Genomic DNA, 25,088 nt, shown 5'->3' on the forward strand with positions numbered 1-25,088 from the left:
CGGAGTGCGCTATGATCATCACACAGCGAACGGCCGGAAACCGGAAACGGAAGCCGACTCGGACGCAGTGCGTTGGTGGTCCAAGGAAAGACGTCCCGCTTCCTGCGGGGAGATGCAGGTGCAAGGCCTGCCCGGCGCTCCAGAAAAACCCCGCCCCGGATCTTCCGGGGCGGGGTTTCGCGTTACCGGTGCCCGGCCCGCTGCGGCTGCGGCGTCTCGGCCTGAGGGGTCGCCGCCGCCGCGCGCCGTTCCTTCCGCTGCGCGTACGCCATCAGGCCGAACAGCACGGCCAGCAGCACCGCCGAGGAACCCGCCGTGCCCAGGTCGAGCCCGCCCTTGGCGACCGGCTTGGTGAGCAGGTCGCCGGCCGTGGCGCCGAGCGGGCGGGTCAGGACGAAGGCGATCCAGAAGAGCAGGACGTTCGGCACCGCCGGGACCTTCATCAGGGCGACGAGGAGCAGCAGGAGGCCGGTCACCAGCGAGGCGCCGCCCAGGTAGCCGAGGCCCGAGCTGTCGGACAGGAAGTCGCCCATCGAGGTGCCCAGCGTGTTGGAGACCAGGATCGCCGACCAGAACAGGGCCTCGCCGCGGAACGTGACGATCTCGGTGATCTGGAAGGTCATCCCGCTCAGCTTCCAGCCGAGGAAGATCAGCAGCAGCAGGGAGATCAGGATCGCGGCGCCCTCCGGGTAGCCGAGGCCGAGGCCCTGCGGGCCCCAGCCGAGCGAAGTGGCGCCGCCGGAGAGGTACTTGCCGCTGTCGTCCCGGTTCATGAAGTCGGACATGGTGGTGCCGGCCATGGACGTCGAGAGGATCACCGTCCAGTAGAAGAACGGGTTGTAGCGCGTCGAGCGGAGCTGGATCACCAGCGTCACCACGAAGACCGCGAACAGGGCGATCGTGGTGAGGAAGTAGCCGAGCTTCAGGGTCTGGGCGAACAGGTCGCCCGCGGTCTCGCCCAGGGTCGTCGCCGCGATCTTCATGATCCAGAACGCGAGCGTGACCTCGGGCAGCTTCTTCATGACGGATTTCGTCGTCGAGGACGTCGTCGAAGGCATCGTCGTCAAGGGTGCTCCTGTGGGGGGAGTCGAGTGCGGCCCGACCCTCCCAGGGCCAACCTGAACGCTTCCTGAACACGCGCGGCACAGGGCTTGCTTTTTGCCAAGGTTCGCGCTGTTCGCTCACGCCTCGTCGGACAGGACCTCGCGGCGCAGCCGCCGCTCGGCCCCACGACCCGGACCGGCCCGGTCAGTTCGAGCCGGGCGGTGTGCCGGACGTCGTGCTCGACGCGGCCGGCCGCAGCTCCAGCGCGCCCGGCTCCGCCACCCGCACGCCGTGGGCGATCAACTCGTACGAATGTTTCGGGAACTGTCTCGAATCTTCCGGGCAACCTATGGCGCGCACGAGCCTTCGTCAGGAGGTCCGGCGGGGATACGATCCCGGGCATGAAACCTTCGAAGCCCACAGAAACCCAGACGGCGACCCTCGCCGAAATCGCCCGTGAGGCCGGGGTGTCCGCTCCGACTGTTTCGAAGGTGCTCAACGGCCGCGCCGATGTCGCCCCGGCGACCCGCACCCGCGTCGAGGAGCTGCTGCGCGCCCACGGCTACCGGCGCCGGCGCGCCGAGGCGTCCCGCTCCCCGCTGATCGACCTGGTCTTCCACGAGCTGGAGAGCGCCTGGGCGATGGAGGTCATCCGGGGTGTGGAGAACGTGGCCCGGGACGCCGGGCTGAGCGTCGTGCTGTCGGAGTCGGCCGGGCGGCTCACCCCGGGCCGGACCTGGGCCGACCAGGTCGCCGCGCGCCGCCCGCACGGCGTGGTCCTCGTGCTGTCCGGGCTCGACGAGTCCCAGCGGGCGCTGCTGACCAGCCGGTCCATCCCGTTCGTGGTGATGGACCCGGCCGGCGACCCGGGCCCCGACGTGCCCTCCATCGGCGCCACCAACTGGCAGGGCGGCCTCGCCGCCACCCGCCACCTGGTGGAACTCGGCCACACCCGGATCGGCGCGATCAGCGGCCCGTCCCGGATGATGTGCAGCCGCGCCCGGGTCGACGGCTACCGGGCCGCGCTGGAGACGGCCGGGCTGCCCGTCGACCCCTCGCTGATCGTGGGCGGCGACTTCCACCACGACGCCGGCTACCGGCTCGGCCTGGAGCTGCTGCGCCGCCCCGACCGGCCCACCGCCGTCTTCGCGGGCAACGACCTGCAGGCGCTCGGCCTGTACGAGGCCGCCCGCGAGCTGGGACTGCGCATCCCGGAGGACCTCAGCGTGGTCGGCTTCGACGATCTGCCGGTGGCCCGCTGGGTGGGCCCGCCGCTGACGACCGTACGGCAGCCGCTGACCGAGATGGCCGAGGCGGCCGCCCGGCTGGTGCTGGAGCTGGGGCGCGAGCAGGGGGAGCGGGCGGCGACCCGGGTGGAGCTGGCGACGAGCCTGGTGGTGCGGTCGAGCACGGATGCGCCCGCAGAGGTCTAGCGGTGCCTGCTCCGACGCCAGTCGGTCAGGTTACTGAAGCTTTCGGGATGAGAATTTCCGAAGAAAACCGACTCCCACCGCTTCCGCTAACAGTCCCTTCACAATTCGGACTTACGTTCCTGTGCCGTGACGCGACACGAGGGGCACGGCGAGCGGGACGACACGGGCAGACGGGCGGGCCGGCGGCGGAGGGCACGGAGGATCGCCGGCCTCGCTCTGGCGGGGGTGCTGGTGCTGGGCGGGGGTACCGTCGGCTGGGCGTACTGGCACCTCGACCACAACATCCGAAGCGTCGACGTCGACGGCGCGCTGGGCGACGACCGCCCCGCCCGGCCGATGACCGCCCCGTCCCCCTCGGCCGCCGCCTCCCCGCTGCCCTCCGGCGCGCTGAACATCCTGGTCCTCGGCTCGGACTCGCGCAGCGGCAGCGCCAACCGGAGGCTGGGTGGCGGCGACAGCTCGGGCGCCCGCTCGGACACGGCGATGGTCGTGCACATCGAGGCGGGCCGGACCCGGGCCACCGTGGTCAGCATCCCGCGCGACACCCTCGTCACCCGCCCGTCCTGCCCGCTGTCCACGGGCCGGTCCACGGCGGTCGCGTACGGAGCGATGTTCAACACCGCCTACGAGGTGGGCGGTCCGGTGTGCGCCGTGAAGACCGTCGAGTCGATCACCGGCGTCCGCATGGACCACTTCATGGAGATCGACTTCTCCGGCTTCGCCGAGCTGGTGGACGCCCTCGGCGGGGTCGACGTCACCACCGACCAGGACATCCACGACGCCGACAGCCACCTCGACCTCGCCGCCGGCGCCCACCACCTCGACGGCACGCAGGCCCTGGCCCTCGCCCGCACCCGGCACGGCATAGGCGACGGCAGCGATCTCGGCCGGATAGGACTCCAGCAGAAGCTGGTCAAGGCCCTGCTGGCGCGGATGGCGAGCACCAGCCTGCTCACCGACCCGGCCCGGCTCTACCGGGTCGCCGACGCGGCCACCGCCAGCCTCACCACGGACACCGGCCTCGGCTCCCTGAACGCCCTGATGAGCCTCGGCGAGAGCCTGAAGGGCCTGACCGCCGGGCACGTGACCACGGTGATGATGCCGGTCGTCACCGCCCCCTCCGACCCCAGCCGGGTGATCGCGAAGGAGCCGGCGGCGAGTGCGCTGTGGGCGTCCCTGCGCTGAGAAAAATATTTCCGGAGGTGTGTCGATCCCGGGTCCCCCTGTTCGACGCATGGGTGAGTGGCGGGGACGGACCCCACCACCCGAACCGAAGGAGTCACCATGCCCCGCTATCTGTCGATCGTGCACATCGACGAGTCCACCGCCCCCGCCGGCCCCAGCGAGGAGCTGATGCAGCGGATGGGCCAGTTGATCGAGGAGGTCACCAAGGCCGGCGTGATGCTGGAGACCGCCGGGCTGACCCCCGCCGTCCAGGGCACCACGGTGCGCTGGCAGGGCGGCAAGCTGTCCGTCACCGACGGACCGTTCACCGAGTCCAAGGAGGTCGTCGGGGGCTACGCGATCATGCAGTGCAAGGACAAGGCCGAGGCCGTCGAGTGGGCCAAGCGGTTCCTGAAGGTGCACGAGGACTACTGGACAGTGTCGTGCGAGGTGCGGGAGATCGCCGAGATGTGAGTGTTCGCTGGCCCCCCGGCGGCGAGGGGTGTTGCATGGTGGGCTGTGGAACCACAGCCCACCCCGGCCCGGCCCGGCACCCCGGACCCCGCCGCGGCGCACGCCATCGAGACCGTCTTCCGGCTGGAGTCCCCGCGCGTCGTCGCGGGCGTGGCCCGGATCGTCCGGGACGTCGGCATCGCCGAGGAGCTGACCCAGGACGCCCTGGTCGCCGCCCTGGAGCGGTGGTCCCGCGACGGCGTGCCCGACAACCCGGGCGCCTGGCTCATGGCCACCGCCCGGCACCGCGCCGTCGACCTGATCCGCCGCCGCGAGACCTACGCCCGCAAGCTCGCCGAGATCGGCCGGGACCTGCCGGCGACCGTGCCGGCCGAGGAGCCGGCCGACCCGGACGACATCGACGACGACCTGCTCCGGCTGGTCTTCACCACCTGCCACCCGGTGCTCTCCCCGCAGGCCCGCACCGCGCTCACCCTGCGCCTCGTCGGCGGCCTGACCACGGCCGAGATCGCCCGCGCCTACCTGGTCCCGGAGCCGACGATCGCCCAGCGCGTCGTCCGCGCCAAGCGGACCCTCGCCACGAGGAACGTCGCCTTCGAGCTGCCGTACGGCCCCGACCGCGAGGCCCGTCTCGGCTCGGTCCTGGACGTCGTCTACCTGATCTTCAACGAGGGGTACGCGGCGACCGTCGGCGACGACTGGCTGCGCCCGGGCCTGTGCGAGGACGCGCTGCGCCTGGCCCGCGTCCTGTCCGCCCTGATGCCGAAGGAACCGGAGGTGCACGGCCTGACCGCGCTGCTGGAGTTCCAGGCGTCCCGCACGCCCGCCCGCACCGGCCCGCAGGGCGAACCGGTCCTGCTGGCGAGGCAGAACCGCCGCCGCTGGAACCGGCGCCTCATCGCCCGCGGCATCCACGCCCTGGACCGCGCCACCGCGTCGGGCGCCCCGGGCCCGTACGCCCTCCAGGCGGCCATCGCCGCGTGCCACGCGCACGCGTACCGCTACGAGGACACCGACTGGCGCGCCATCGCCACCCTGTACGCCCTGCTGGCGGCCCGTGCCCCGTCCCCCGTGGTCGAACTCAACCGCGCGGTCGCCGTGTCGATGGCCGACGGCCCGGCCGAAGGGCTGCGGCTGGTGGAGGCGCTGGCCGACGACCCCGCCCTGCGCGACTACCACCTGCTCCCCAGCGTCCGCGCCGACCTCCTGGCCCGCCTCGGCCGCACGACGGAGGCGCACGCGGAGTTCACCCGGGCGGCGGCTCTGGCCCGCAACGAGAAGGAACGGGACCTGCTGCTGCACCGGGCCGCCGAACTGCCGAACCGCCGTGACGGAGCGGGCTGAGCGGGTCCGGTGAAGTCCGGTGCGGTCCGGCGGCGCCCCGAAGGGGCGCGGGGCTCCCTCGACACGCGGCTCCGCCGCGTGGGGGCCACCAGCCACGACGGACCCGCGGATGACCGACGGCACATCGCGGCACTTCCAGCGGAGCGCTCAGGCGGGGTGCCCCACGAGCATCGTCGGTGCTCCTGCCACCCGGGTCAGGAACACAGTCGCCGCGTTCGGCCCCTGTGGCTTCACCTTCTTGCGCAGTTCCTCCGGCTCGACCGCCGACCCGCGCTTCTTCACGGTCAGCGTGCCGACCTCCCGCTCGCGCAGCAGGGCCTTCAACTTCTTGACGTTGAAGGGGAGTTGGTCGGTGATCTCGTAGGCGGTGGCGTACGGGGTCGGGCGCAGCTCGTCGGCGGTGACGTACGCGATGGTGGGGTCGATCAGGCCGCCGGCCAGGTCCTGCGCCACCTCGGCGACCAGGTGCGCCCGGATCACGGCGCCGTCGGGCTCGTACAGGTACCGCCCCACCGGCCGGACGTCCGGGTCGGGCAGCCCCCGGCCGGGCAGGGTGCGCGGACCGGGCAGCAGGGTGGCCCGCACGGCGCCCGGCGCGCCGGTGCCGAACCACAGCACCGCCTCCTTCACGTCCCCGCCGTCGGAGATCCACTCGGCCTCGGCCTCGGCGGGGACCGCCTCGTGCGGGATGCCCGGAGCGATCTTCAGGGCGGCGCGGGGAGCCGTACGGGCCGCGCCGACCGCCCAGGACAGGGGCGGCGAGTAGGCCTCGGGATCGAAGATCCGGCCGCGGCCGCCCCGCCTCGCCGGATCGACGAAGACGGCGTCGTAGCCGCTGGTGTCCACCTCCGTGACGTCCGCCTCGCGGACCTCGATCAGCTCGCCGAGGCCCAGCGCCTCGGTGTTCGCCCGGGCCGTGGCCGCCGTCACCGGGTCCCGGTCCACGGCGAGCACCCGGATCCCGGCCCGGGCCAGCGCGATCGCGTCCCCGCCGATCCCGCAGCACAGGTCGGCGACGCAGGTCACGCCGAGCGCCGTGAACCGCTCGGCGCGGTACGCCGCCACGGCGGCCCGCGTCGACTGCTCGACCCCGTTCGGCGTGAAGAACATCCGCCCCGCGTCCGCCGCCCCGAACTTCGCCGCCGCCCGCTGCCGCAGCCGGGCCTGGCCGAGCGCGGCCGAGACCAGCTCGGCCGGGTGGTCGCGGCGCAGCCGGGTGGCGACGGCGAGTTCGTCCGCCGGTGCGGTGTCGCGCACCTCGTCGAGGAGGGCGCGGCCTTCGGGGGTGAGCAGGAGGGCGAGGTCGTTCACCGGGTCATTGTGGGCCAGTCGGTGGACGGTGCGCCCGCGGGCCGCGGTGTCGGCCGGGGATCCGGGTGCGCTCCTGGGAGGATCCGGCATCATGCGAGCAGTCGTACAAAAAGATAAAAATTGGTCGCACTGCGGACGCCTCGCCCTCGGCTGCGGAGCCGCCGCCCTGGCCTCCGCCGCGCTCCTGTCCGGCTGCGCCGGCCCCGCCGAGGTCCGTCCCGTCGAGACTCGCTCCGCCGGGACCCGCCCCGCACCCGGCAGCCGGGGCGCCTCCGAGCAGGCCCTGATCCTGCGGGCCCGGCAGGCCGCCGAGCACGCCCGCCTCGTCGCCGCCGCCAGGCGCTGGGGCCTGAACGAGGTCCCGCTGACGCCCCCGCCGCCGCCCAGGGTGAAGCCGGAGATCAGGGCGCGGGCCGGCTTCGAGGTGAAACACCAGGTGGACTGGGACCTGCCCCCGGTCTTCACCACGATCCCCACCGACCAGAAGATCGTCTTCCTCACGATCGACGACGGCTCGGAGAAGGACCCCCGCTTCCTGCGCATGATGCAGGACCTGAAGATCCCGTACACCGCGTTCCTCAGCAATTACCTGGTGAAGGACGACTACGGCTACTTCCGCACCATGCAGGCCGAGGGCCACACCCTCAACAACCACACCCTGCACCACCCCTACATGCCGGGCCTGTCCTACGAGGACCAGAAGGCCGAGATCTGCGGTATGCAGGAGATCATGAAGAAGCAGTTCGGCAGGGCGCCCACCGTCATGCGCTTCCCGTACGGCAACTACAACCAGGACGGCCTGCGCGCCGCCAAGGCCTGCGGCATCAGGTACGCGCCGATCTGGAACGAGGAGGTGTACGTCGACCACTGGGAGTACCGCGAGGACGACCAGAAGATGCGCCGCGGCGACATCGTCCTCACCCACTTCCGCGGCCGCTCCGACTGGGACGGCACGATGGTCGACGACATGCGCCGCTTCCTGAACAAGGTCACCCGCGAGGGCTACGCCGTGGCCCGCCTGGAGGACTACCTGTGACGCGCGGGAGGAGCCCATGGGGCCTGCCCCACCGGCGAACTCCCGTGCCCGGCCCCGTACCCGGCCCCGTGCCCGGCGGCGCTCCCACCCGCCGCACGCGCCGGGCGCCGGCCGCCGCCCTCCTCCCCGCCCTCCTCCTCACGGGGTGCGCCCTCCTCCTCACCGGCTGCGCGCAGTCCGTCGACCCCATCGAACGCCTCGGCCGCAAGGCCGCCGAAGAGGTCCGGCCGCACGCCCCGCACGGCCCCGACACGGACCGGGGCTACCGCCGCTGGGGCCTTTCCGAGCCCCTGGCCCGCCCGCCCCGGCCGGACGCCCGCACCCTCGCCCTGAGCCCGCACAGCGCCGGCCGCTCCCTGCCCCGGGTCATGGACCACGTCCCCACCCGTGACCCGGTCGTCTTCCTCACCTACGACGACGGCGCCGACAAGGACCCCCGCTTCGTCGACATGGTCCGCGAACTGCGGCTGCCGGTCAGCATGTTCCTCACCGACAGCGTGGCCGGGCCCCGGTACGACCACTTCGCCCGCCTGCGCGAGCTGGGCGCCGGCATCCAGAACCACACCCTCGACCACCGCGTCCTGGCCGGACTGCCGTACGCGAGCCAGCGTGCCGAGATCTGCGGCCAGCAGGACCGCCTCAAGTCCCGGCTCGGCCTGCGCGCCCGCCTCTTCCGCCCGCCCTACGGCTCGTACGACACGACCACCCTGCGCGCCGCCACCGACTGCGGCATCTCCGCGTTCGTCCTGTGGCGCGCCGTCATGACCCCGGCCGACCTGGCCTACAGCCGGGGCGAGCACCGCCTTCGCCCCGGCGACATCGTCCTGGTGGGGCCGGACGAGACGACGGGCCGGACCCTGCGGGACCGCACGATCAGGGTGCTGCGCAGGGCCCAGCAGCGGGGGCTGACGGTGGGGCGGCTGGAGGACTATCTGTAGGCGACCGCGGAGGCCGCCCTGGAGGCCGCCCGGGAGGCGTCCTGGAAGGCGGTTGCGGATCGTTCTTCGGCCGACGCGCCGCACGGATTAGCAGTCCGCTTGACCGAGTGCTAATCGCGGTCATAGTCTCGGCTCTGGCACTCGACGCGTGAGAGTGCCAAACACGCGACGGGCAGGTCCGGCACCCGCGACGACGGATCCACCTGGTCGCCACCTCAGACAGTTAACCCCGTGAGATCTCCGAAGGGGGAGGTCGGATCGTGACGACCACCAGCTCCAAGGTTGCCATCAAGCCGCTTGAGGACCGCATCGTGGTCCAGCCGCTCGACGCCGAGCAGACCACCGCCTCTGGCCTGGTCATCCCGGACACCGCGAAGGAGAAGCCCCAGGAGGGCGCCGTCCTCGCCGTGGGTCCGGGCCGCTTCGAGAACGGCGAGCGTCTTCCGCTCGACGTCAAGGTCGGCGACGTCGTCCTGTACAGCAAGTACGGCGGCACCGAGGTGAAGTACAACGGCGAGGAGTTCCTCGTCCTCTCGGCTCGCGACGTGCTCGCGATCATCGAGAAGTAATCACCTCGAGCATTCCTTTGCTCTGAGCTGCGCCCCTGGCCCCCGCGACCGATAAGAAGCCGGGCGCCCGGGGCGCAGCTTTTTTCACCCACAGATTTCCGAGAGGGCTTCCGCTGTCATGGCGAAGATTCTGAAGTTCGACGAGGACGCCCGTCGCGCCCTTGAGCGCGGCGTCAACAAGCTGGCCGACACGGTGAAGGTGACGATCGGCCCCAAGGGCCGCAACGTCGTCATCGACAAGAAGTTCGGCGCCCCCACCATCACCAACGACGGTGTCACGATCGCCCGCGAGGTCGAGATCGAGGACCCGTACGAGAACCTCGGCGCGCAGCTGGTGAAGGAGGTGGCGACCAAGACCAACGACATCGCGGGTGACGGCACCACCACCGCCACCGTGCTCGCCCAGGCGCTGGTGCGCGAGGGCCTGAAGAACGTCGCCGCCGGCGCCTCCCCGGCCTCCCTGAAGAAGGGCATCGACGCGGCCGTCGCCGCCGTCTCCGCGGAACTGCTCGCGTCGGCCCGCCCGATCGACGAGAAGTCCGACATCGCCGCCGTCGCCGCGCTGTCCGCCCAGGACCAGCAGGTCGGCGAGCTCATCGCCGAGGCGATGGACAAGGTCGGCAAGGACGGTGTCATCACCGTCGAGGAGTCCAACACCTTCGGTCTGGAGCTGGACTTCACCGAGGGCATGGCCTTCGACAAGGGCTACCTGTCGCCGTACTTCGTGACGGACCAGGAGCGCATGGAGGCCGTCCTGGAGGACCCCTACATCCTCATCAACCAGGGCAAGATCTCCTCCATCCAGGACCTGCTGCCGCTGCTGGAGAAGGTCATCCAGGCCGGCGCCTCCAAGCCGCTGCTGATCATCGCCGAGGACGTCGAGGGCGAGGCCCTGTCGACCCTGGTCGTCAACAAGATCCGCGGCACCTTCAACGCGGTCGCGGTCAAGGCCCCCGGCTTCGGCGACCGCCGCAAGGCGATGCTCCAGGACATGGCCGTCCTCACGGGCGCCACCGTCATCTCCGAGGAGGTCGGCCTCAAGCTCGACCAGGCCGGCCTGGACGTGCTGGGCTCCGCCCGCCGCGTGACGGTCACCAAGGACGACACCACCATCGTCGACGGCTCGGGCAAGACCGAGGACGTCCACGGCCGTGTCGCCCAGATCAAGGCCGAGATCGAGAACACCGACTCCGACTGGGACCGCGAGAAGCTCCAGGAGCGCCTCGCGAAGCTGGCCGGCGGCGTGTGCGTGATCAAGGTCGGCGCCGCCACCGAGGTGGAGCTGAAGGAGAAGAAGCACCGTCTGGAGGACGCCATCTCCGCGACCCGCGCCGCGGTCGAGGAGGGCATCGTCTCCGGTGGTGGCTCCGCCCTGGTCCACGCCTCCAAGGTCCTCGAGGGCAACCTCGACAAGACCGGCGACGAGGCCACCGGTGTCGCGGTCGTCCGCAACGCCGTGGTCGAGCCGCTGCGCTGGATCGGCGAGAACGCGGGCCAGGAGGGCTACGTCATCGTCTCCAAGGTCAAGGACCTGGAGAAGGGGCAGGGCTACAACGCCGCCACCGGCGAGTACGGCGACCTGGTCAAGGCCGGCGTCATCGACCCGGTGAAGGTCACCCGCTCCGCCCTGGAGAACGCCGCCTCCATCGCCTCCCTGCTGCTCACGACCGAGACCCTGGTCGTCGAGAAGAAGGAAGAGGAGCCGGAGGCCGCGGGCCACGGCCACAGCCACGGCCACGCCCACTGAGGCAAGCACTCGTCAGCGAAGGCCCGGCGCCCCGGAAGGGGAGCCGGGCCTTCGCCCTGTCCGCCGCGGCGCGCGGCTACTGCTCCAACTCGTCCAGCGCGCCCAGCTGCTGCAGCAGACCCAGGGTGTCGTGCTGCCACCAGGTCTCGGCGATCTTGCCGTCGGCGCCGAACCGGAACATCGTGGTCCCGCTCATGGCGACCTGCCGGCCGGTCGGCGCGATCCCCAGGAACTCGCCCTTGTGCGTGGCGCTGCCGGTCCAGCGCGCGCAGGCCCGCTCGCCCTGCACGAGCAGGTCCTCGATCGTGAACGCGAGGTCGAAGCCCGCGCGCCACATCCGGTACTCGGCACGGGCGTTGTCCAGCCCCAGGGTGTCCTGCGGGTTGAACGGATCGTGGCTGTGGATGTCCTCGTCCAACAGGTCGTTGAGCGGCGGCAGTTCACCCGGAACCGTCAGCGCCGCGAAGAACCGCCGCACGGTCTCCTCGGCCGGCCGCTCGTCGCGCACGACGTCCAGGTCCGTGAACGCCGGCATCCCGTCGCACAGGGCGAGGAGCCCCTGGAAGACCCGGTCGGTCTCCGGGAGGTTCGAGTTCCGCATCGCCTCCTCGTACGACGGGAACTCCACGAACTCCACGATGTGCGCCGCGTCCGAGCGGTCCTTGCCGACCAGCGCGTGCGTCGCCGTCCGCCTCCCCTTGGTCTGCGCGACCCAGTCGTCCAGGAGCCGGTTCATCTCGTCCAGCCGGCTCGTCCTGCACTCGATGAGTTGTACGAAGGTCATGACGCCGCCTCCCGGCCCCCCTGGCCCGGTTTCCGTCACGCCCATTTTCGCCCCGTTCGCGCACCGGGGCGACGGCGTCGTCCGTGCTCGCCCGGGGATCACCCCGTGCCCGCCCGGTGGCTACTGCGGCCCGTACTTGCGCCCCGTCCTCGAGGTGACCCCGCCCAGCAGGCCCCGGGGCGTGACCTTCACCAGGCCCATCAGCGCCTTGTACCTCGGGTCGGGGATCGACAGCGACTTGCCGCGCGCCAGATCGGCCAGGGCCGCGGCGACCAGCTTGTCCGCGTCCAGCCACAGCCAGCCCGGGATGTTGTCCGTGCCCATCCCGGCCCGCTCGTGGAACTCGGTGCGCACGAAGCCGGGGCACAGGGCCATCAGCCGCACCCCGCTGCCGGCCAGGTCCCGGGCCGCGCCCTGGGTGAACTGCACGACCCAGGCCTTGGAGGCGCCGTAGGTGCCGCGCGGCACGAAGGCGGCCACGGAGGCGACGTTGACGATGCCGCCCCGGTGCCGCTCGCGCATCGCCTCGGCCGCCGCCGACGTCAGCCGGAGCACCGCCTCGCAGTGCACCTTGAGCATCCTCAGCTCGTCGGCCATGGACACGTCGAGGTAGCGCCCCTTGTTGCCGAAGCCGGCGTTGTTGACCAGCAGGTCGACCGGGTTCTTCCGGTCGCGCAGCCGGTCCGCCACCGACTCGATGCCCTTGTCCTCGGACAGGTCGGCACTCAGCACCTCGACCTCGATGCCGTGCCGGTCGTGCAACTCGGTGGCCTGCTCGCGCAGCCGCTTGGCGTCCCGTGCCACCAGGACGAGGTCATGCCCGTCAGCCGCCAGCCGCCGCGCGAACGCGGCACCGATCCCCGCGGTCGATCCCGTAATCAGAGCCGTTGTCATGGCCCAAGGGTAGTGACCCGGACCGACAGCCTCCGCTGCCGCGGGCCCCGCGCGCGACCCCGGATGACAGCCGCTCAGCCCCGCTGCTGCGCCACGTACTTGCGCGCCCGCGCCAGGGCCTCCGAGTGCAGCGCCTCGCCCGCCGCGAGCAGCCGCGGCAGCAGCTCCCGCTCGGTGGTGGCCGCGCGGAACTCCATCGCCGCCGTCACCCCGTGGTCCGGGCGGTGCACGATCTCGACCGGATCACCCGAGCGGATCTCACCCGGTTCGATCACCCGGAGGTAGGCCCCCGTCGCGGCCTTCCGGGTGAATCTCCTGACCCAGCCGCGCTCGCCCAAATGGCCCTGGAACGTACGGCACGGAATCCGGCCCGAGGTCACCTCCAGGACCAGATCGGCGCCGACCCGCCAGCGCTCGCCGATCAGCGCCCCGGAGACGTCCAGCCCGCACGTCGTCAGGTTCTCCCCGAAGCAACCGTTGGCCAAAGATCTGCCGAGTTCGCGCTCCCAGTCGTCGAGATCCTCGCGCGCGAACGCGTACACCGCCTGCTCGTCCCCGCCGTGATGGCGCAGGTCGCACACCGCGTCCCCGGCGAGCCCGCTCGCGCCGGTGCCCTTGGGGCCCGGCGCCGTCACCCGCACCGGTCCGTCGGCCGGCTTCTTGTCGATGCCTGTCACCCCCTGTGCCTGGTCCGTGTACGGCACCGGCTGCGGGCGGCCCAGATTGACCGAGAGAACCTTCATGGACGTACGGTACGGGAGGTCATCTCAAAGCGTCGAGTGAATATTGGGCGCGATCTCCAAGCGGGGCTTATACTCGGAAGGTGATCGAGGCCCGCCATCTCCGCGTCCTGCGCGCCGTCGCCGCCACCGGTTCCTTCTCGGCGGCGGGGCGCGAACTGGGCTGCACCCAGCCCGCCGTCAGTCAGCAGATGAAGGCCCTGGAGACCTCGGTCGGCACCCCGCTCCTGGTCCGCACCGGCCGCGAGATGCGCCTGACCCAGGCCGGCGAGGCGCTCGTCCGACATGCCTCCGGCATCCTCGCCGGGCTCACCGCCGCCGAGGAGGAGGTCGCCGCCATCGCCGGCCTGCGCGCCGGCCGGGTCCGGCTGGTCTCCTTCCCGAGCGGCAGCTCCACCCTGGTCCCCACCGCCCTGGCCGCCCTGCGCGCCGCCCACCCCGGCACCCGTGTCTCCCTGGAGGAGGCCGAGCCCCCGAAGTCGGTCGAGCTGCTCCGCGAGGGCGACTGCGACCTGGCCCTGGCCTTCCGCTACGCCGGGGCGGCCGCCGCCGAGGACTGGGACGACCTCGTCGTGCGGCCCCTGCTGACGGACCGGCTGGTCGCGCTCGTGCCCGAGCGGCACCGCCTCGCGCGCGCGGAGAGCGTCGCCATCGGCGAGCTGGCCCACGAACCCTGGATCGCGGGCTGCCCGCGCTGCCGGGGCCAGCTGGTCGAGGTGTGCGAGGGGGCCGGCTTCACCCCGCGCATCGACTTCGCCACCGACGACTACCCGGCGGTGGTCGGCCTGGTCGGCGCGGGCCTCGGCGTGGCCGTACTGCCGCAGCTCGCGGTGGAGTCGGTGCGGCCGAGGGGGGTGCGCACGGTCCGGCTGGAGCCGGCGGTACGGCGCGAGATCGTCGCCCTCACGCTGCCCGACCTGGCCCAGGTGCCGGCCGTGGCGGCGACCCTGGAGCAGCTGGCCCGCGTGTCCCTTCGCGCACAGGGGCACACGCAGGGGCACGAGGGCGCGCCCACGCGCGCGTAAGCGGCGCGGCGGCACCGGTCACGGGCGCATGTGCGCGCACCCGAAATAGTTGAAGAAACGTTCCTTCAATGACTTGGGGCGGTGTTCCCGCTGGTGCTCGACGCCGACACCAGGCGGTTGCGAGCCCGCCCCATCAACTCTTCGCGCTCGTCCTCGGTCAGGCCGCCCCACACGCCGTACGGCTCGCGCACCGCCAGCGCGTGCGCCGCGCACTCCGCACGGACAGGGCACCTCATGCAGACCTCCTTGGCCGAGTTCTCACGAGCGCTCCGAGCCGCCCCGCGCTCACCCTCCGGGTGGAAGAAGAGCGAGCTGTCCACCCCGCGGCAGGCAGCCAGCAGCTGCCAGTCCCACAGGTCAGCGTTCGGTCCGGGAAGGCGGGAGAAATCTGCCATTACGTGACCCCTTGTAGCCGTTCTGGGCGGATACGGTGCCAACGACCGTACATCTCCGGTCTAAGGAGATGAAAATATGACTCATTGCGAATCTAGCCTCGGACATCCCGAAACGGGAAGAAAAGCGGCCGAATGGGGCACGGGTTGTGATGAAAAGTTGAGGGTCTGTTGGTCGTGTCTGCACCGTGTCGAGACCCTCACGTAGAGTGCCGATGACCGTATGCAGCCCCGTAACTCTTTCGAGTGACCGTCGTTGAGAGTGTGGAGGCGGTTGAGAACACCGGCACTCGGGCAGGCGTCCGGGGCGGTCGACCGCACAGGTGACGATTCCGTACCAGCCTGGAGGCTCAAGGTGACGCGCATCAGCTGCGGAGGGCGGTCATGACTTCCGTCCTCGTCTGCGACGACTCCCCGCTTGCCCGAGAAGCGCTGCGCCGCGCGGTCGCGACCGTGCCCGGTGTCGAGCGCGTGACGACGGCGGCCAACGGCGAGGAAGTCCTCCGCCGCTGGGGCGCCGACCGTTCCGATCTCATCCTGATGGACGTGCGCATGCCCGGCCTGGGCGGCGTGGAAACCGTCCGCCGGCTGCTGTCCGCCGATCCGGGCGCGCGCATCATCATGCTCACCGTCGCCGAGGATCTCGACGGCGTGGCCCTCGCGGTCGCCGCCGGCGCCCGCGGGTACCTGCACAAGGACGCCTCGCGCGCGGAGCTGCGCGCCACGGTGACGCAGGCGCTGGCCGACCCGACCTGGCGGCTGGCCCCGCGCCGGCTCCGCTCGGCCGAGATGGGCGCCGCGCCCACGCTCACCGCGCGCGAGATCCAGGTGCTGGAAGGCATGAGCCACGGCCGCTCCAACGCGGAGATCGGGCGCGAGCTGTTCCTCTCCGAGGACACGGTCAAGACGCACGCGCGCCGCCTGTTCAAGAAGCTCGGCGCCTCGGACCGGGCCCACGCCGTGGCGCTCGGCTTCCGCTGGGGACTGGTCCGGTAGCCGGTGCCCGGCCGCGCGGGGCCGGGCGGGACCGGTCGGCCCCGGGCGCATCGCCCGAGGCCGGCGACGGCCCCGCCGCCCCGGGCAGCCGCCGCGCGCGCACCGGGACTTGACGCGCCCCCGGGAGCGCTCGCGAGCACCCCGGACGCGTGTCCCGGCCACCCGGGGGAGTCGCTGTGAGGCGTCGTCACGGGGTGGACCCGGTCACATTTGGGGGCGTCTGCGCCGACTCGTCGGCGGGGTGGTCCCCCGCGTGCGGGACCTTGATCGCGCGCCGTGCGCCGTGCGCCGTCACGCACCGGTCCGGAGGAGCGACGCCGCTCGGCAACGCCCAGGTCGGCGGGGTCCGCCGGTCCGGAGCGGAGCGTCCAGGGGCGGTGCCGCGCGGGGCCGTTCGGAGTGTGGGCGCGTGGGTGGCGTGCCCCGGGCGTACGACCTCATCGGACATCTCTGCGAGTGGCGCGCAAGGCGGCCTGCCGTACGCGCGACGCTCGTTTCGGCGCGGATGCCGCATCCTTGAGATGTGGAGTCTCTCGGGGACGAGTCGGTCGAGCGGAAGGGGAGGGCGCAGGAGATGAGTGCCGGCGCACCTGCTCATAACGCTTCGGTGCACAACCACGAGCACAATGCGACGGACCGGACGGCCGCAAGGCACCATGGACCGATGCGCGACGAGGATGCGGGCACGGCCCAGGGGGCGATCGGTGCGCTCGTGCATCGTGCCGTCGACGGGGACGAGCAGGCCACGCATGATCTGCTCGCCCATGTCCACCCCCTCGCGCTGCGCTATTGCCGCACCCGGCTGTCCCGGTTGCCGGGCGACGCGCGTCACTTCGTCGAGGACCTCGCCCAGGAGGTCTGCGTCGCGGTCCTGCTGGCCCTGCCGCGCTACCGCGACACCGGCCGCCCCTTCGAGGCGTTCGTCTTCGCCATCGCCTCGCACAAGGTGGCCGACCTCCAGCGCGCGGCGATGCGCCACCCGGGCTCCACGGTCGTCCCCTCGGACGAGATGCCGGAGCGCCCCGACGACTCCCTCGGTCCCGAGGAGCGCGCCCTGCTCAACAGCGACGCCGCGTGGGCCAAGAAGCTGCTGGCCAACCTCCCCGAGAACCAGCGCGAACTGCTCCTGCTGCGTATCGCCGTGGGCTTGACCGCGGAGGAGACGGGACAGATGTTGGGAATGTCACCAGGCGCGGTCCGGGTCGCCCAGCACCGTGCGCTGAGCCGCCTGAGGGCGCTCGCCGAGCAGTGACACCTTGAGTGGAGCCCCCGCAGCTCCCCTTGTTGAACAGTCACGCTTCCGCTTCCGTACGAACATACGAAGCCTGAAGCCACCCCGTACCGTGGAATTTGCTGGCGGCGCTTCCCGTTAGCATGGACATCCGCACCGATCAAGGCCATTTGGGGAAGGTGTCATGACTGCCAACGTCGACGGAGTGCCCGGTAAATTCGCGACACTCGGGCTGACCTACGACGACGTGCTGCTGCTGCCGGGCCCGTCGGACATGGCGCCCGACGAGATCGACACCGCCTCGTACGTCTCCAAGAACGTGCGGGTCAACATCCCGCTGCTGTCCGCCGCCATGGACAAGGTGACCGAGTCCCGCATGGCGATCGCGATGGCCCGCCAGGGCGGCGTGGGCGTGCTGCACCGCAACCTCTCCATCGAGGACCAGGCCAACCAGGTCGACCTGGTGAAGCGCTCCGAGTCCGGCATGGTCACCGACCCCATCACCATCCACCCGGAGGCCACGCTCGCCGAGGCGGACGCGCTGTGCGCCAGGTTCCGCATCAGCGGTGTCCCGGTGACGGACGGCGACAAGAAGCTCCTCGGCATCGTCACCAACCGCGACATGGCCTTCGAGAGCGACCGCAGTCGCCGCGTGCACGAGGTCATGACCCCGATGCCGCTGGTCACCGGCAAGGTCGGCATCTCCGGCGCCGAGGCGATGGAACTGCTGCGCAAGCACAAGATCGAGAAGCTGCCGCTGGTCGACGACGAGGGCGTCCTCAAGGGCCTGATCACCGTCAAGGACTTCGTCAAGGCGGAGCAGTACCCGAACGCCGCGAAGGACTCCGAGGGCCGGCTGCTGGTCGGCGCCGCGGTCGGCGTGGCCGGTGACTCCTACGAGCGCGCCCAGGCCCTGGTCGAGGCCGGTGCCGACTTCATCGTGGTGGACACCGCGCACGGCCACTCCCGCCTGGTCGGCGACATGATCGCCAAGATCAAGTCGAACTCCTCGGGCGTCGACGTCATCGGCGGCAACGTCGCCACCCGCGACGGCGCCCAGGCACTGGTCGACGCGGGCGCCGACGGCATCAAGGTCGGTGTCGGACCGGGTTCCATCTGCACCACGCGCGTGGTCGCCGGTGTCGGCGTCCCGCAGGTCACCGCGATCTACGAGGCCGCGCTCGCCGCCAGGGAGGCCGGTGTCCCGGTCATCGGCGACGGCGGTCTGCAGTACTCCGGCGACATCGCCAAGGCCCTGGTCGCCGGCGCCGACACGGTGATGCTCGGCTCGCTGCTCGCGGGCTGCGAGGAGTCCCCGGGCGAGCTGCTGTTCATCAACGGCAAGCAGTTCAAGTCGTACCGCGGCATGGGCTCCCTCGGCGCCATGCAGACCCGCGGCGACCGCAAGTCGTTCTCCAAGGACCGCTACTTCCAGGAGGGTGTCGCCTCCGACGAGCAGCTGATCCCCGAGGGCATCGAGGGCCAGGTGCCCTACCGCGGCCCGCTGGCCTCCGTCGTCCACCAGCTGGTCGGCGGCCTGCGCCAGTCGATGTTCTACGTCGGCGGCCGGACCGTGCCGGAGCTCCAGGCGGGCGGCCGGTTCGTGCGGATCACCTCGGCGGGTCTGAAGGAGAGCCACCCGCACGACATCCAGATGACGGTCGAGGCGCCGAACTACAGCAGGAAGTGACGCACGCGTACGCGTGACGGCAGGAAAAGGGCGGCCCCGGAGCATCCGGGGCCGCCCTTGTCGTCACCGTCGGCGATACTGGGAGACGCTGAAACGCATCAGGGAAAGGCCAAGACGTGACTGAGATCGAGATCGGGCGCGGCAAGCGCGGCCGCAGGGCGTACGCCTTCGACGACATCGCCGTCGTCCCCAGCCGCCGTACGCGGGACCCGAAGGAGGTCTCGATCGCCTGGCAGATCGACGCCTACCGCTTCGAGCTGCCCTTCCTGGCCGCCCCCATGGACTCGGTCGTCTCCCCGGCCACCGCGATCCGCATCGGTGAGCTGGGCGGCCTGGGTGTCCTCAACCTCGAAGGTCTGTGGACGCGGCACGAGGACCCGCAGCCGCTGCTGGACGAGATCGCCGAGCTGCCCGCCGAGCGCGCGACCCGCCGCCTCCAGGAGATCTACGCCGCGCCGATCAAGGAGGAGCTGATCGGCGCGCGCATCAAGGAGGTGCGCGACTCCGGTGTGGTCACGGCGGCCGCGCTCTCCCCGCAGCGCACGGCCCAGTTCTCCAAGGCGGTCGTGGACGCGGGCGTGGACATCTTCGTCATCCGGGGTACGACGGTCTCCGCGGAGCACGTCTCGTCCTCGCACGAGCCGCTGAACCTGAAGCAGTTCATCTACGAGCTGGACGTCCCGGTGATCGTCGGCGGCTGCGCCACGTACACCGCGGCCCTGCACCTGATGCGCACGGGCGCGGCCGGTGTCCTGGTCGGCTTCGGCGGCGGCGCCGCGCACACCACGCGCAACGTGCTGGGCATCCAGGTCCCGATGGCCACGGCCGTCGCCGACGTGGCCGCGGCCCGCCGGGACTACATGGACGAGTCCGGCGGCCGGTACGTGCACGTGATCGCGGACGGCGGCGTCGGCTGGTCCGGCGACCTGCCCAAGGCGATCGCCTGCGGCGCCGACGCGGTCATGATGGGCTCCCCGCTGGCCCGCGGCACGGACGCGCCCGGCAAGGGCCACCACTGGGGCATGGAGGCGGTCAACGAGGAACTGCCCCGCGGCCAGAAGGTCGACCTCGGCACGGTCGGCACGGTCGAGGAGATCCTCACCGGCCCGTCCCACACCCCCGACGGCTCGATGAACTTCTTCGGTGCCCTGCGCCGCGCCATGGCCACGACCGGCTACAGCGAGCTGAAGGAGTTCCAGCGGGTCGAGGTCACCGTCGCGGACAGCCAGCACCGCCGCTGACCGTACGACGCCGCGGGACCCCGTCCACCGGTGCGGTGCGCGGGCACCTCGCGGCCTGTCAGCGACCCCGGCGGGCGTTGAGCCGGGCGGCCTGGCGCGTCAGGTGGTCGCGTTCGGCGAGATCGGTGGCCCGGTGGGCCGCCTCGGCGTACAGCCGTGCCGCCGCCGCCAGATCGCCGTCGCGCTCGTGGAGGTACGCCGCCACCGCGGTGTGGCGGGGCAGCGAGTCGTCCAGCTCCGCGAGCGCCGCGAGGCCGGCCCGCGGTCCGTCGGCCTCGCCGACGGCGACCGCGCGGTTGAGCCGGACGACCGGGCTGTCGGTGAGGCGCGCGAGTTCGTCGTACCACTCGACGATCTGCACCCAGTCGGTCTCCTGCGCGGTGGGCGCGTCCGCGTGCAGCGCCGCGACGGCGGCCTGGGCCTGGAACTCGCCCAGCCGGTCGCGGGCGAGGGCCGCCTGCAGGATGCCGACACCCTCGGCGATCAGTCCGGTGTCCCACCGGCCGCGGTCCTGCTCCGCGAGCGGTACGAGGCTGCCGTCGGGCGCGGTCCGCGCGGCGCGCCGGGCGTGGTGGAGCAGCATCAGGGCGAGCAGCCCCGCCGCCTCGGGGTGGTCGACCCGGGCCGCGAGCTGCCGGGTGAGCCGGATGGCCTCGGCGGCGAGGTCGACGTCGCCGGAGTAGCCCTCGTTGAAGACCAGGTAGAGGACGCGCAGCACGGTGGCCACGTCACCCGGCTGGTCGAGGCGCACGCCGGAGACGGTGCGCTTGGCCCGGCTGATCCGCTGCGCCATGGTCGCCTCGGGCACCAGATAGGCCCGGGCGATCTGGCGCGTGGTCAGCCCGCCGACGGCGCGCAGCGTGAGCGCGACCGCGGACGACGGCGTCAGCGAGGGGTGGGCGCAGAGGAAGTAGAGCTGGAGCGTGTCGTCGGCCGCGGGCGCGGGACCGGCGGCCGGCTCCGCGTCGACGCGGTCCTCACGGCGGCGGCGCGCGGTGTCCGCGCGGGTCGTGTCGAGGAACCGGCGCCAGGCCACGGTGACCAGCCAGCCCTTGGGATCGCGCGGCGGCTCGGCCGGCCACACGCGGACCGCCTCGACCAGCGCGTCCTGGACGGCGTCCTCGGCCGCCGCGAAGTCTGCTCCGCGGCGGACGAGGACGGCGAGCACGCCCGGTGTGAGGCTCCGCAGCAGGGCCTCGTCCATGGGTGGGCTCACTCCGTGATGGTGTGCGACGCGGTCAGGAACGGACGCACCTCCAGCCACTCGTGGATCGGCCTCCCGCCCGCACCGGGGGCGGCCGACAGCTCCCCGGCCAGCTCCACGGCGCGCTCGTAGCTGTCGACGTCGATCACCATCCAGCCGGCGATCAGGTCCTTGGTCTCGGCGAACGGGCCGTCGGTGACCGGCGGGCGTCCCTCGCCGTCGTAGCGGACCCATGCCCCTTCGGGGGCGAGTGCCTGGCCGTCGACGAACTCGCCGGTCTTCTCGAGCCGGGCCGCGAAGCCGTTCATGTACTGCATGTGCGCCGAGATCTCCTGCGGCGTCCACCGGTCCATGGGCACGTCGTTGACCGCGGCCGGGGCGCCACGGTAGTGCTTCAGCAGCAGGTACTTGGCCATCGTGTCTCTCCTCGCCGGGTGCGACCCATTGTGGTCGCGTTCACCCGGGGGACGGAGCCGGGAGCGGGTTCTCGACATCGCCGGCGGATGTTTTTTCGGCCCCCGTGGCCCCGGCCGCCGATCGCCCGCTCAGAGCCGGTGCGCCGCCCCGGTCGGCGTGGCGCCGCGGGTGTCCAGGAGGAGCTGGGCCTTCACCGACAGGCCCTGCAGGTCGTACGTGCGGTGCTGCTGGAGCAGGATCGTCAGGTCGGCCTCGGCGGCCGCCTCGTAGAGCGAGTCCGCGCGCGGGACCGGGCGGTCCAGGACGTTCCACGCGGCCACGTACGGGTCGTGGTAGCTCACCGAGGCGCCCATCTCCATCAGCCGGATCGCGACCTCCTGGGCCGGTGTGGCCTGGAGGTCGGCGAGGTCGGCCTTGTAGGTGACCCCGAGCAGCAGCACGCGCGCGCCCCGGGCGGACTTGCCGTACTCGTTGAGGAGGGTGGCGGCGCGCTGGACGACGTAGCGCGGCATGCGGTGGTTGACCTGCTGGGCCAGTTCCACGATGCGCAGTGTGCGGGTGGCGTGGCCGGTGAGGTCCTGCGGGACGCCGTGCCCGCCGACGCCGGGGCCGGGGCGGAAGGCCTGGAAGCCGTAGGGCTTGGTCTCCGCGCAGCGGATGACGTCCCAGAGGTCGACGCCCAGCTCGTAGCAGAGGACGGCCATCTCGTTGACGAGCGCGATGTTGACGTGCCGGAAGTTGGTCTCCAGCAGTTGCACGGTCTCCGCCTCGCGCAGCCCGCGCGCGCGGACGACCTTGTCGGTGATCCGGCCGTAGAAGGCGGCGGCCGACTCGGTGCAGGCGGGGGTGAGGCCGCCGATGACCTTGGGGGTGCCGGCGGGCGTGTGGTCGCGGTTGCCGGGGTCGACGCGGCTGGGCGCGTAGGCGAGGTGGAAGTCGCGCCCGGCGCGCAGCCCCGAGCCCTTCTCCAGCAGCGGCCGCAGGAACTTCTCCGTCGTGCCGGGCAGCACGGGGGACTCCAGGATGACGGTGGTGTGCGGGCGCAGCCGTTCGGCCAGGGTGCGGGCGGCCGCCTCCACCTGGCCGAGGTCGAGCCCGCCGTCGGCGTCGCGCGGGGTCGGCGCGCAGATCACGGCGGTGCGCACCCGGCCGAGCTGCGCGGCGTCGGTGCCGGGCCGGAAGCCCGCGGCGTGCATCCGGCGCAGCTCGGCCGGGCTGAGCGAGCCCACCTCGGGGCCGGTGGCGTAGCCGATGGTGGAGATTCCGGCGGCGACGGCGGCCTGGGCGAGCGGCAAGCCGTAGGGACCGAGTCCGATGACGGCGAGGTCTGCGGGCATTGGTGTGAGCCGTCCTTCCCAGTAGCCGAAGCGGGACAGGTGCGCAACCGCTGTGGACAGCCTGAGCGGGCACGATGTCAGCCTAGGTAGAGATATGACCGTTATGTGTGATTGTGTTCGTGTGTCTTCCGAGGGTTGTGCGCGAGTTGTCCACAGGTTGGAAGTCCGTGGTGGCTGAAGCCGGGCAAGCCGGTCAGAATTTGGGCATGAGGAGGGGATGAACCGGGCTTCGCCCGCCGGGTGCGGCCGACGCGAGCGAGTGCGACAGCGGGAGGCAGCGGTGAGGACAGCGACTCTGGGGCCTGCGCAGCGCGCCGAAGCGCTGGCGGCGATGGCGGAGCGGGAGCTGGACGTGCTGGTGGTCGGTGCCGGGGTCGTCGGTGCCGGTACGGCGCTGGACGCGGTCACGCGCGGTCTGTCCACCGGTCTCGTCGAGGCCCGCGACTGGGCGTCCGGCACCTCCAGCCGGTCCAGCAAGCTGATCCACGGCGGCCTGCGCTACCTGGAGATGCTCGACTTCACCCTCGTACGGGAGGCGTTGAAGGAGCGCGGACTGCTGCTGGAGCGGCTCGCCCCGCACCTGGTCAAGCCGGTGCCGTTCCTCTACCCGTTGCAGCACAGGGGCTGGGAGCGGCTCTACGCCGGCTCGGGCGTGGCCCTGTACGACGCGATGTCCATGGCGCGCGGACACGGCCGGGGCCTGCCCCTGCACCGGCACCTGACCCGCCGTCACGCCCTGCGCGTCGCCCCCTGCCTGAAGAAGGACGCGCTGGTCGGCGCCCTGCAGTACTACGACGCCCAGGTGGACGACGCCCGCTTCGTGGCCACCCTGGTGCGCACCGCCGCGTCCTTCGGCGCGAGGGCGGCCAACCGTGCCCGCGTGACCGGGTTCCTGCGCGAGGGCGACCGGGTCGTCGGCGCGCGCGTGCAGGACGTCGAGGGCGGCGGGGAGTACGAGATCCACGCCCGGCAGATCGTCAACGCGACGGGCGTGTGGACCGACGACACCCAGGCCATGGTGGGCGAGCGCGGCCAGTTCCACGTCCGCGCCTCCAAGGGCATCCACCTGGTCGTGCCCAAGGACCGCATCCACTCCACCAGCGGGCTGATCCTGCGCACCGAGAAGTCCGTCCTGTTCGTCATCCCGTGGGGCCGGCACTGGATCATCGGTACCACCGACACCGACTGGGACCTCGACAAGGCCCACCCGGCCGCCTCCAGCGCCGACATCGACTACCTGCTGGAGCACGTCAATTCGGTGCTGGCGGTGCCGCTCGGCCGGGACGACGTCCAGGGTGTGTACGCGGGTCTGCGCCCGCTGCTCGCCGGGGAGTCGGACGCCACGAGCAAGCTGTCCCGGGAGCACACGGTCGCCCATCCGGCGCCGGGGCTCGTGGTCGTCGCGGGCGGCAAGTACACCACCTACCGCGTGATGGCCAAGGACGCCGTCGACGAGGCGGTGCACGGCCTCGACATGCGCGTCGCCGACTGCGTGACCGAGGAGACCCCGCTGCTGGGCGCGGAGGGCTACCAGGCGCTGTGGAACGCACGCGCGCGCATCGCCGCGCGCACCGGAGTGCACGTGGCCCGCGTCGAGCACCTGCTGAACCGGTACGGCTCGCTGGCCGAGGAGGTCCTGGACCTCGTCGCCGCCGATCCCGCGCTGGGCGCGCCGCTGACCGGTGCCGACGACTACCTGCGCGCCGAGGTGGTCTACGCCGCCTCCCACGAGGGCGCCCGGCACCTGGACGACGTCCTCACCCGGCGCACCCGCATCTCCATCGAGACCTTCGACCGGGGCACGCGCTGCGCCCGCGAGGCGGCGGAGCTGATGGCGCCGGTCCTCGGCTGGGACAAGGGCCAGGTCGAGAGAGAGGTCGAGCACTACGAGAAGCGGGTGGAGGCCGAGCGCGAGTCCCAGCTCCAGCCCGACGACCTGACGGCGGACGCGGCCCGGCTCGGGGCACCGGACATCGTGCCGCTGTAGCCACGCCAGGCACTGAAGCCGCGTCAGGGTCCCGGTTTCTCCCTTCTTACGACCCCTCATCCCGATAAGCGGAAGGGCTGCTTCAGGTAG

23 protein-coding genes are annotated in these 25,088 nt (G+C 72.0%); 14 read left to right on the top strand and 9 right to left on the bottom strand.

Annotated features, from left to right (window positions below; genetic code table 11):
- Positions 1-182: 182 nt before the first annotated feature.
- Positions 183-1,058: a COG4705 family protein gene (locus BIV23_RS13810; protein ID WP_071381112.1), complete on the bottom strand. Its 876-nt coding sequence runs from the start codon at positions 1,056-1,058 to the stop codon at positions 183-185.
- A gap of 387 nt (positions 1,059-1,445) precedes the next feature.
- On the opposite strand from BIV23_RS13810, the gene BIV23_RS13815 reads away from it, so the two are divergent.
- From BIV23_RS13815 to BIV23_RS13830, 4 genes are all read left to right on the top strand, one after another.
- Complete coding sequence (locus BIV23_RS13815) at positions 1,446-2,477, top strand: LacI family DNA-binding transcriptional regulator (protein ID WP_071381113.1); 1,032 nt, start codon at positions 1,446-1,448, stop codon at positions 2,475-2,477.
- A gap of 126 nt (positions 2,478-2,603) precedes the next feature.
- A complete protein-coding gene (locus BIV23_RS13820; RefSeq protein ID WP_177239886.1) occupies positions 2,604-3,662 on the top strand; it encodes an LCP family protein in 1,059 nt (352 codons plus the stop codon).
- A 99-nt stretch (positions 3,663-3,761) separates the two neighbouring features.
- Positions 3,762-4,115, top strand: a complete 354-nt coding sequence (locus BIV23_RS13825; RefSeq protein WP_071381114.1) for a YciI family protein — start codon at positions 3,762-3,764, stop codon at positions 4,113-4,115.
- A 45-nt stretch (positions 4,116-4,160) separates the two neighbouring features.
- Positions 4,161-5,459: an RNA polymerase sigma factor gene (locus tag BIV23_RS13830; RefSeq protein WP_071381115.1), complete on the top strand. Its 1,299-nt coding sequence runs from the start codon at positions 4,161-4,163 to the stop codon at positions 5,457-5,459.
- A 147-nt stretch (positions 5,460-5,606) separates the two neighbouring features.
- Here BIV23_RS13830 and BIV23_RS13835 read toward each other — a convergent pair whose 3' ends face one another.
- A complete protein-coding gene (locus tag BIV23_RS13835; RefSeq protein WP_071381352.1) occupies positions 5,607-6,770 on the bottom strand; it encodes a THUMP-like domain-containing protein in 1,164 nt (387 codons plus the stop codon).
- A gap of 91 nt (positions 6,771-6,861) precedes the next feature.
- Between BIV23_RS13835 and BIV23_RS13840 the strand changes: the two genes are divergently transcribed.
- From BIV23_RS13840 to groL, 4 genes are all read left to right on the top strand, one after another.
- The gene (locus BIV23_RS13840; RefSeq protein WP_071381116.1) at positions 6,862-7,806 is read left to right on the top strand and encodes a polysaccharide deacetylase family protein; all 945 of its coding nucleotides are present in this window, start codon (positions 6,862-6,864) and stop codon (positions 7,804-7,806) included.
- 44 nt (positions 7,807-7,850) lie between these two features.
- The gene (locus BIV23_RS13845; RefSeq protein WP_425443486.1) at positions 7,851-8,744 is read left to right on the top strand and encodes a polysaccharide deacetylase family protein; all 894 of its coding nucleotides are present in this window, start codon (positions 7,851-7,853) and stop codon (positions 8,742-8,744) included.
- Positions 8,745-9,004: 260 nt separating this feature from the next.
- Positions 9,005-9,313 carry a co-chaperone GroES gene (gene groES, locus BIV23_RS13850; RefSeq protein WP_057584642.1) on the top strand — a complete coding sequence of 103 codons (309 nt, stop codon included), beginning with the start codon at positions 9,005-9,007 and terminating at the stop codon, positions 9,311-9,313.
- Positions 9,314-9,431: 118 nt separating this feature from the next.
- On the top strand, positions 9,432-11,060 hold the full coding sequence (gene groL, locus BIV23_RS13855; RefSeq protein WP_071381117.1) for a chaperonin GroEL: 1,629 nt from the start codon (positions 9,432-9,434) through the stop codon (positions 11,058-11,060).
- A gap of 76 nt (positions 11,061-11,136) precedes the next feature.
- Here the strand turns inward: groL and BIV23_RS13860 are convergent, their stop codons facing one another.
- The 3 genes from BIV23_RS13860 to BIV23_RS13870 form a co-directional block, all read right to left on the bottom strand.
- The gene (locus BIV23_RS13860) at positions 11,137-11,844 is read right to left on the bottom strand and encodes an ester cyclase (RefSeq protein ID WP_071381118.1); all 708 of its coding nucleotides are present in this window, start codon (positions 11,842-11,844) and stop codon (positions 11,137-11,139) included.
- A 120-nt stretch (positions 11,845-11,964) separates the two neighbouring features.
- Entirely contained in the window at positions 11,965-12,738 is a 774-nt protein-coding gene (locus BIV23_RS13865) for an SDR family NAD(P)-dependent oxidoreductase (protein ID WP_071381119.1), read from the bottom strand.
- Positions 12,739-12,812: 74 nt separating this feature from the next.
- Positions 12,813-13,481, bottom strand: coding sequence for an MOSC domain-containing protein (locus BIV23_RS13870; RefSeq protein ID WP_071381120.1), 669 nt, complete (start codon positions 13,479-13,481; stop codon positions 12,813-12,815).
- Positions 13,482-13,561: 80 nt separating this feature from the next.
- On the opposite strand from BIV23_RS13870, the gene BIV23_RS13875 reads away from it, so the two are divergent.
- Entirely contained in the window at positions 13,562-14,503 is a 942-nt protein-coding gene (locus BIV23_RS13875) for a LysR family transcriptional regulator (RefSeq protein ID WP_071381121.1), read from the top strand.
- A 65-nt stretch (positions 14,504-14,568) separates the two neighbouring features.
- Here the strand turns inward: BIV23_RS13875 and BIV23_RS13880 are convergent, their stop codons facing one another.
- Entirely contained in the window at positions 14,569-14,898 is a 330-nt protein-coding gene (locus BIV23_RS13880; protein WP_071381122.1) for a WhiB family transcriptional regulator, read from the bottom strand.
- Positions 14,899-15,279: 381 nt separating this feature from the next.
- Here BIV23_RS13880 and BIV23_RS13885 point away from each other — a divergent pair, with 381 nt between their 5' ends.
- The 4 genes from BIV23_RS13885 to BIV23_RS13900 all read left to right on the top strand — a co-directional run bounded on the left by BIV23_RS13885 (position 15,280) and on the right by BIV23_RS13900 (position 20,053).
- Positions 15,280-15,891 carry a response regulator transcription factor gene (locus BIV23_RS13885; RefSeq protein ID WP_003948568.1) on the top strand — a complete coding sequence of 204 codons (612 nt, stop codon included), beginning with the start codon at positions 15,280-15,282 and terminating at the stop codon, positions 15,889-15,891.
- 664 nt (positions 15,892-16,555) lie between these two features.
- On the top strand, positions 16,556-17,143 hold the full coding sequence (locus tag BIV23_RS13890) for a sigma-70 family RNA polymerase sigma factor (RefSeq protein WP_071370107.1): 588 nt from the start codon (positions 16,556-16,558) through the stop codon (positions 17,141-17,143).
- Positions 17,144-17,306: 163 nt separating this feature from the next.
- The gene (guaB, locus tag BIV23_RS13895; RefSeq protein WP_071381123.1) at positions 17,307-18,812 is read left to right on the top strand and encodes an IMP dehydrogenase; all 1,506 of its coding nucleotides are present in this window, start codon (positions 17,307-17,309) and stop codon (positions 18,810-18,812) included.
- 116 nt (positions 18,813-18,928) lie between these two features.
- Complete coding sequence (locus BIV23_RS13900) at positions 18,929-20,053, top strand: GuaB3 family IMP dehydrogenase-related protein (RefSeq protein ID WP_071381124.1); 1,125 nt, start codon at positions 18,929-18,931, stop codon at positions 20,051-20,053.
- 58 nt (positions 20,054-20,111) lie between these two features.
- Here BIV23_RS13900 and BIV23_RS13905 read toward each other — a convergent pair whose 3' ends face one another.
- From BIV23_RS13905 to BIV23_RS13915, 3 genes are all read right to left on the bottom strand, one after another.
- Positions 20,112-21,257 carry an RNA polymerase sigma factor gene (locus BIV23_RS13905; protein WP_071381125.1) on the bottom strand — a complete coding sequence of 382 codons (1,146 nt, stop codon included), beginning with the start codon at positions 21,255-21,257 and terminating at the stop codon, positions 20,112-20,114.
- 8 nt (positions 21,258-21,265) lie between these two features.
- Complete coding sequence (locus BIV23_RS13910; RefSeq protein WP_071381126.1) at positions 21,266-21,673, bottom strand: YciI family protein; 408 nt, start codon at positions 21,671-21,673, stop codon at positions 21,266-21,268.
- 129 nt (positions 21,674-21,802) lie between these two features.
- Positions 21,803-23,011, bottom strand: a complete 1,209-nt coding sequence (locus BIV23_RS13915) for a nucleotide sugar dehydrogenase (RefSeq protein ID WP_071381127.1) — start codon at positions 23,009-23,011, stop codon at positions 21,803-21,805.
- A gap of 280 nt (positions 23,012-23,291) precedes the next feature.
- On the opposite strand from BIV23_RS13915, the gene BIV23_RS13920 reads away from it, so the two are divergent.
- The gene (locus BIV23_RS13920) at positions 23,292-24,998 is read left to right on the top strand and encodes a glycerol-3-phosphate dehydrogenase/oxidase (RefSeq protein WP_079173141.1); all 1,707 of its coding nucleotides are present in this window, start codon (positions 23,292-23,294) and stop codon (positions 24,996-24,998) included.
- Positions 24,999-25,088: the final 90 nt, after the last annotated feature.

The organism is Streptomyces monashensis, assembly GCF_001866665.1.
GTDB classification, from domain to species: domain Bacteria; phylum Actinomycetota; class Actinomycetes; order Streptomycetales; family Streptomycetaceae; genus Streptomyces; species Streptomyces monashensis.

Bases quoted from the DNA above. Each gene is read 5' to 3' on its own strand.
- BIV23_RS13880 (WP_071381122.1), bottom strand. From the start codon at position 14,898: ATGGCAGATTTCTCCCGCCTTCCCGGACCGAACGCTGACCTGTGGGAC.
- BIV23_RS13825 (WP_071381114.1), top strand. From the start codon at position 3,762: ATGCCCCGCTATCTGTCGATCGTGCACATCGACGAGTCCACCGCCCCC.
- groL (WP_071381117.1), top strand. From the start codon at position 9,432: ATGGCGAAGATTCTGAAGTTCGACGAGGACGCCCGTCGCGCCCTTGAG.
- BIV23_RS13860 (WP_071381118.1), bottom strand. From the start codon at position 11,844: ATGACCTTCGTACAACTCATCGAGTGCAGGACGAGCCGGCTGGACGAG.
- BIV23_RS13890 (WP_071370107.1), top strand. From the start codon at position 16,556: ATGCGCGACGAGGATGCGGGCACGGCCCAGGGGGCGATCGGTGCGCTC.
- BIV23_RS13865 (WP_071381119.1), bottom strand. From the start codon at position 12,738: ATGACAACGGCTCTGATTACGGGATCGACCGCGGGGATCGGTGCCGCG.
- BIV23_RS13915 (WP_071381127.1), bottom strand. From the start codon at position 23,011: ATGCCCGCAGACCTCGCCGTCATCGGACTCGGTCCCTACGGCTTGCCG.
- BIV23_RS13905 (WP_071381125.1), bottom strand. From the start codon at position 21,257: ATGGACGAGGCCCTGCTGCGGAGCCTCACACCGGGCGTGCTCGCCGTC.
- BIV23_RS13840 (WP_071381116.1), top strand. From the start codon at position 6,862: ATGCGAGCAGTCGTACAAAAAGATAAAAATTGGTCGCACTGCGGACGC.
- BIV23_RS13815 (WP_071381113.1), top strand. From the start codon at position 1,446: ATGAAACCTTCGAAGCCCACAGAAACCCAGACGGCGACCCTCGCCGAA.
- BIV23_RS13910 (WP_071381126.1), bottom strand. From the start codon at position 21,673: ATGGCCAAGTACCTGCTGCTGAAGCACTACCGTGGCGCCCCGGCCGCG.
- BIV23_RS13810 (WP_071381112.1), bottom strand. From the start codon at position 1,058: ATGCCTTCGACGACGTCCTCGACGACGAAATCCGTCATGAAGAAGCTG.
- guaB (WP_071381123.1), top strand. From the start codon at position 17,307: ATGACTGCCAACGTCGACGGAGTGCCCGGTAAATTCGCGACACTCGGG.
- BIV23_RS13870 (WP_071381120.1), bottom strand. From the start codon at position 13,481: ATGAAGGTTCTCTCGGTCAATCTGGGCCGCCCGCAGCCGGTGCCGTAC.
- BIV23_RS13885 (WP_003948568.1), top strand. From the start codon at position 15,280: ATGACTTCCGTCCTCGTCTGCGACGACTCCCCGCTTGCCCGAGAAGCG.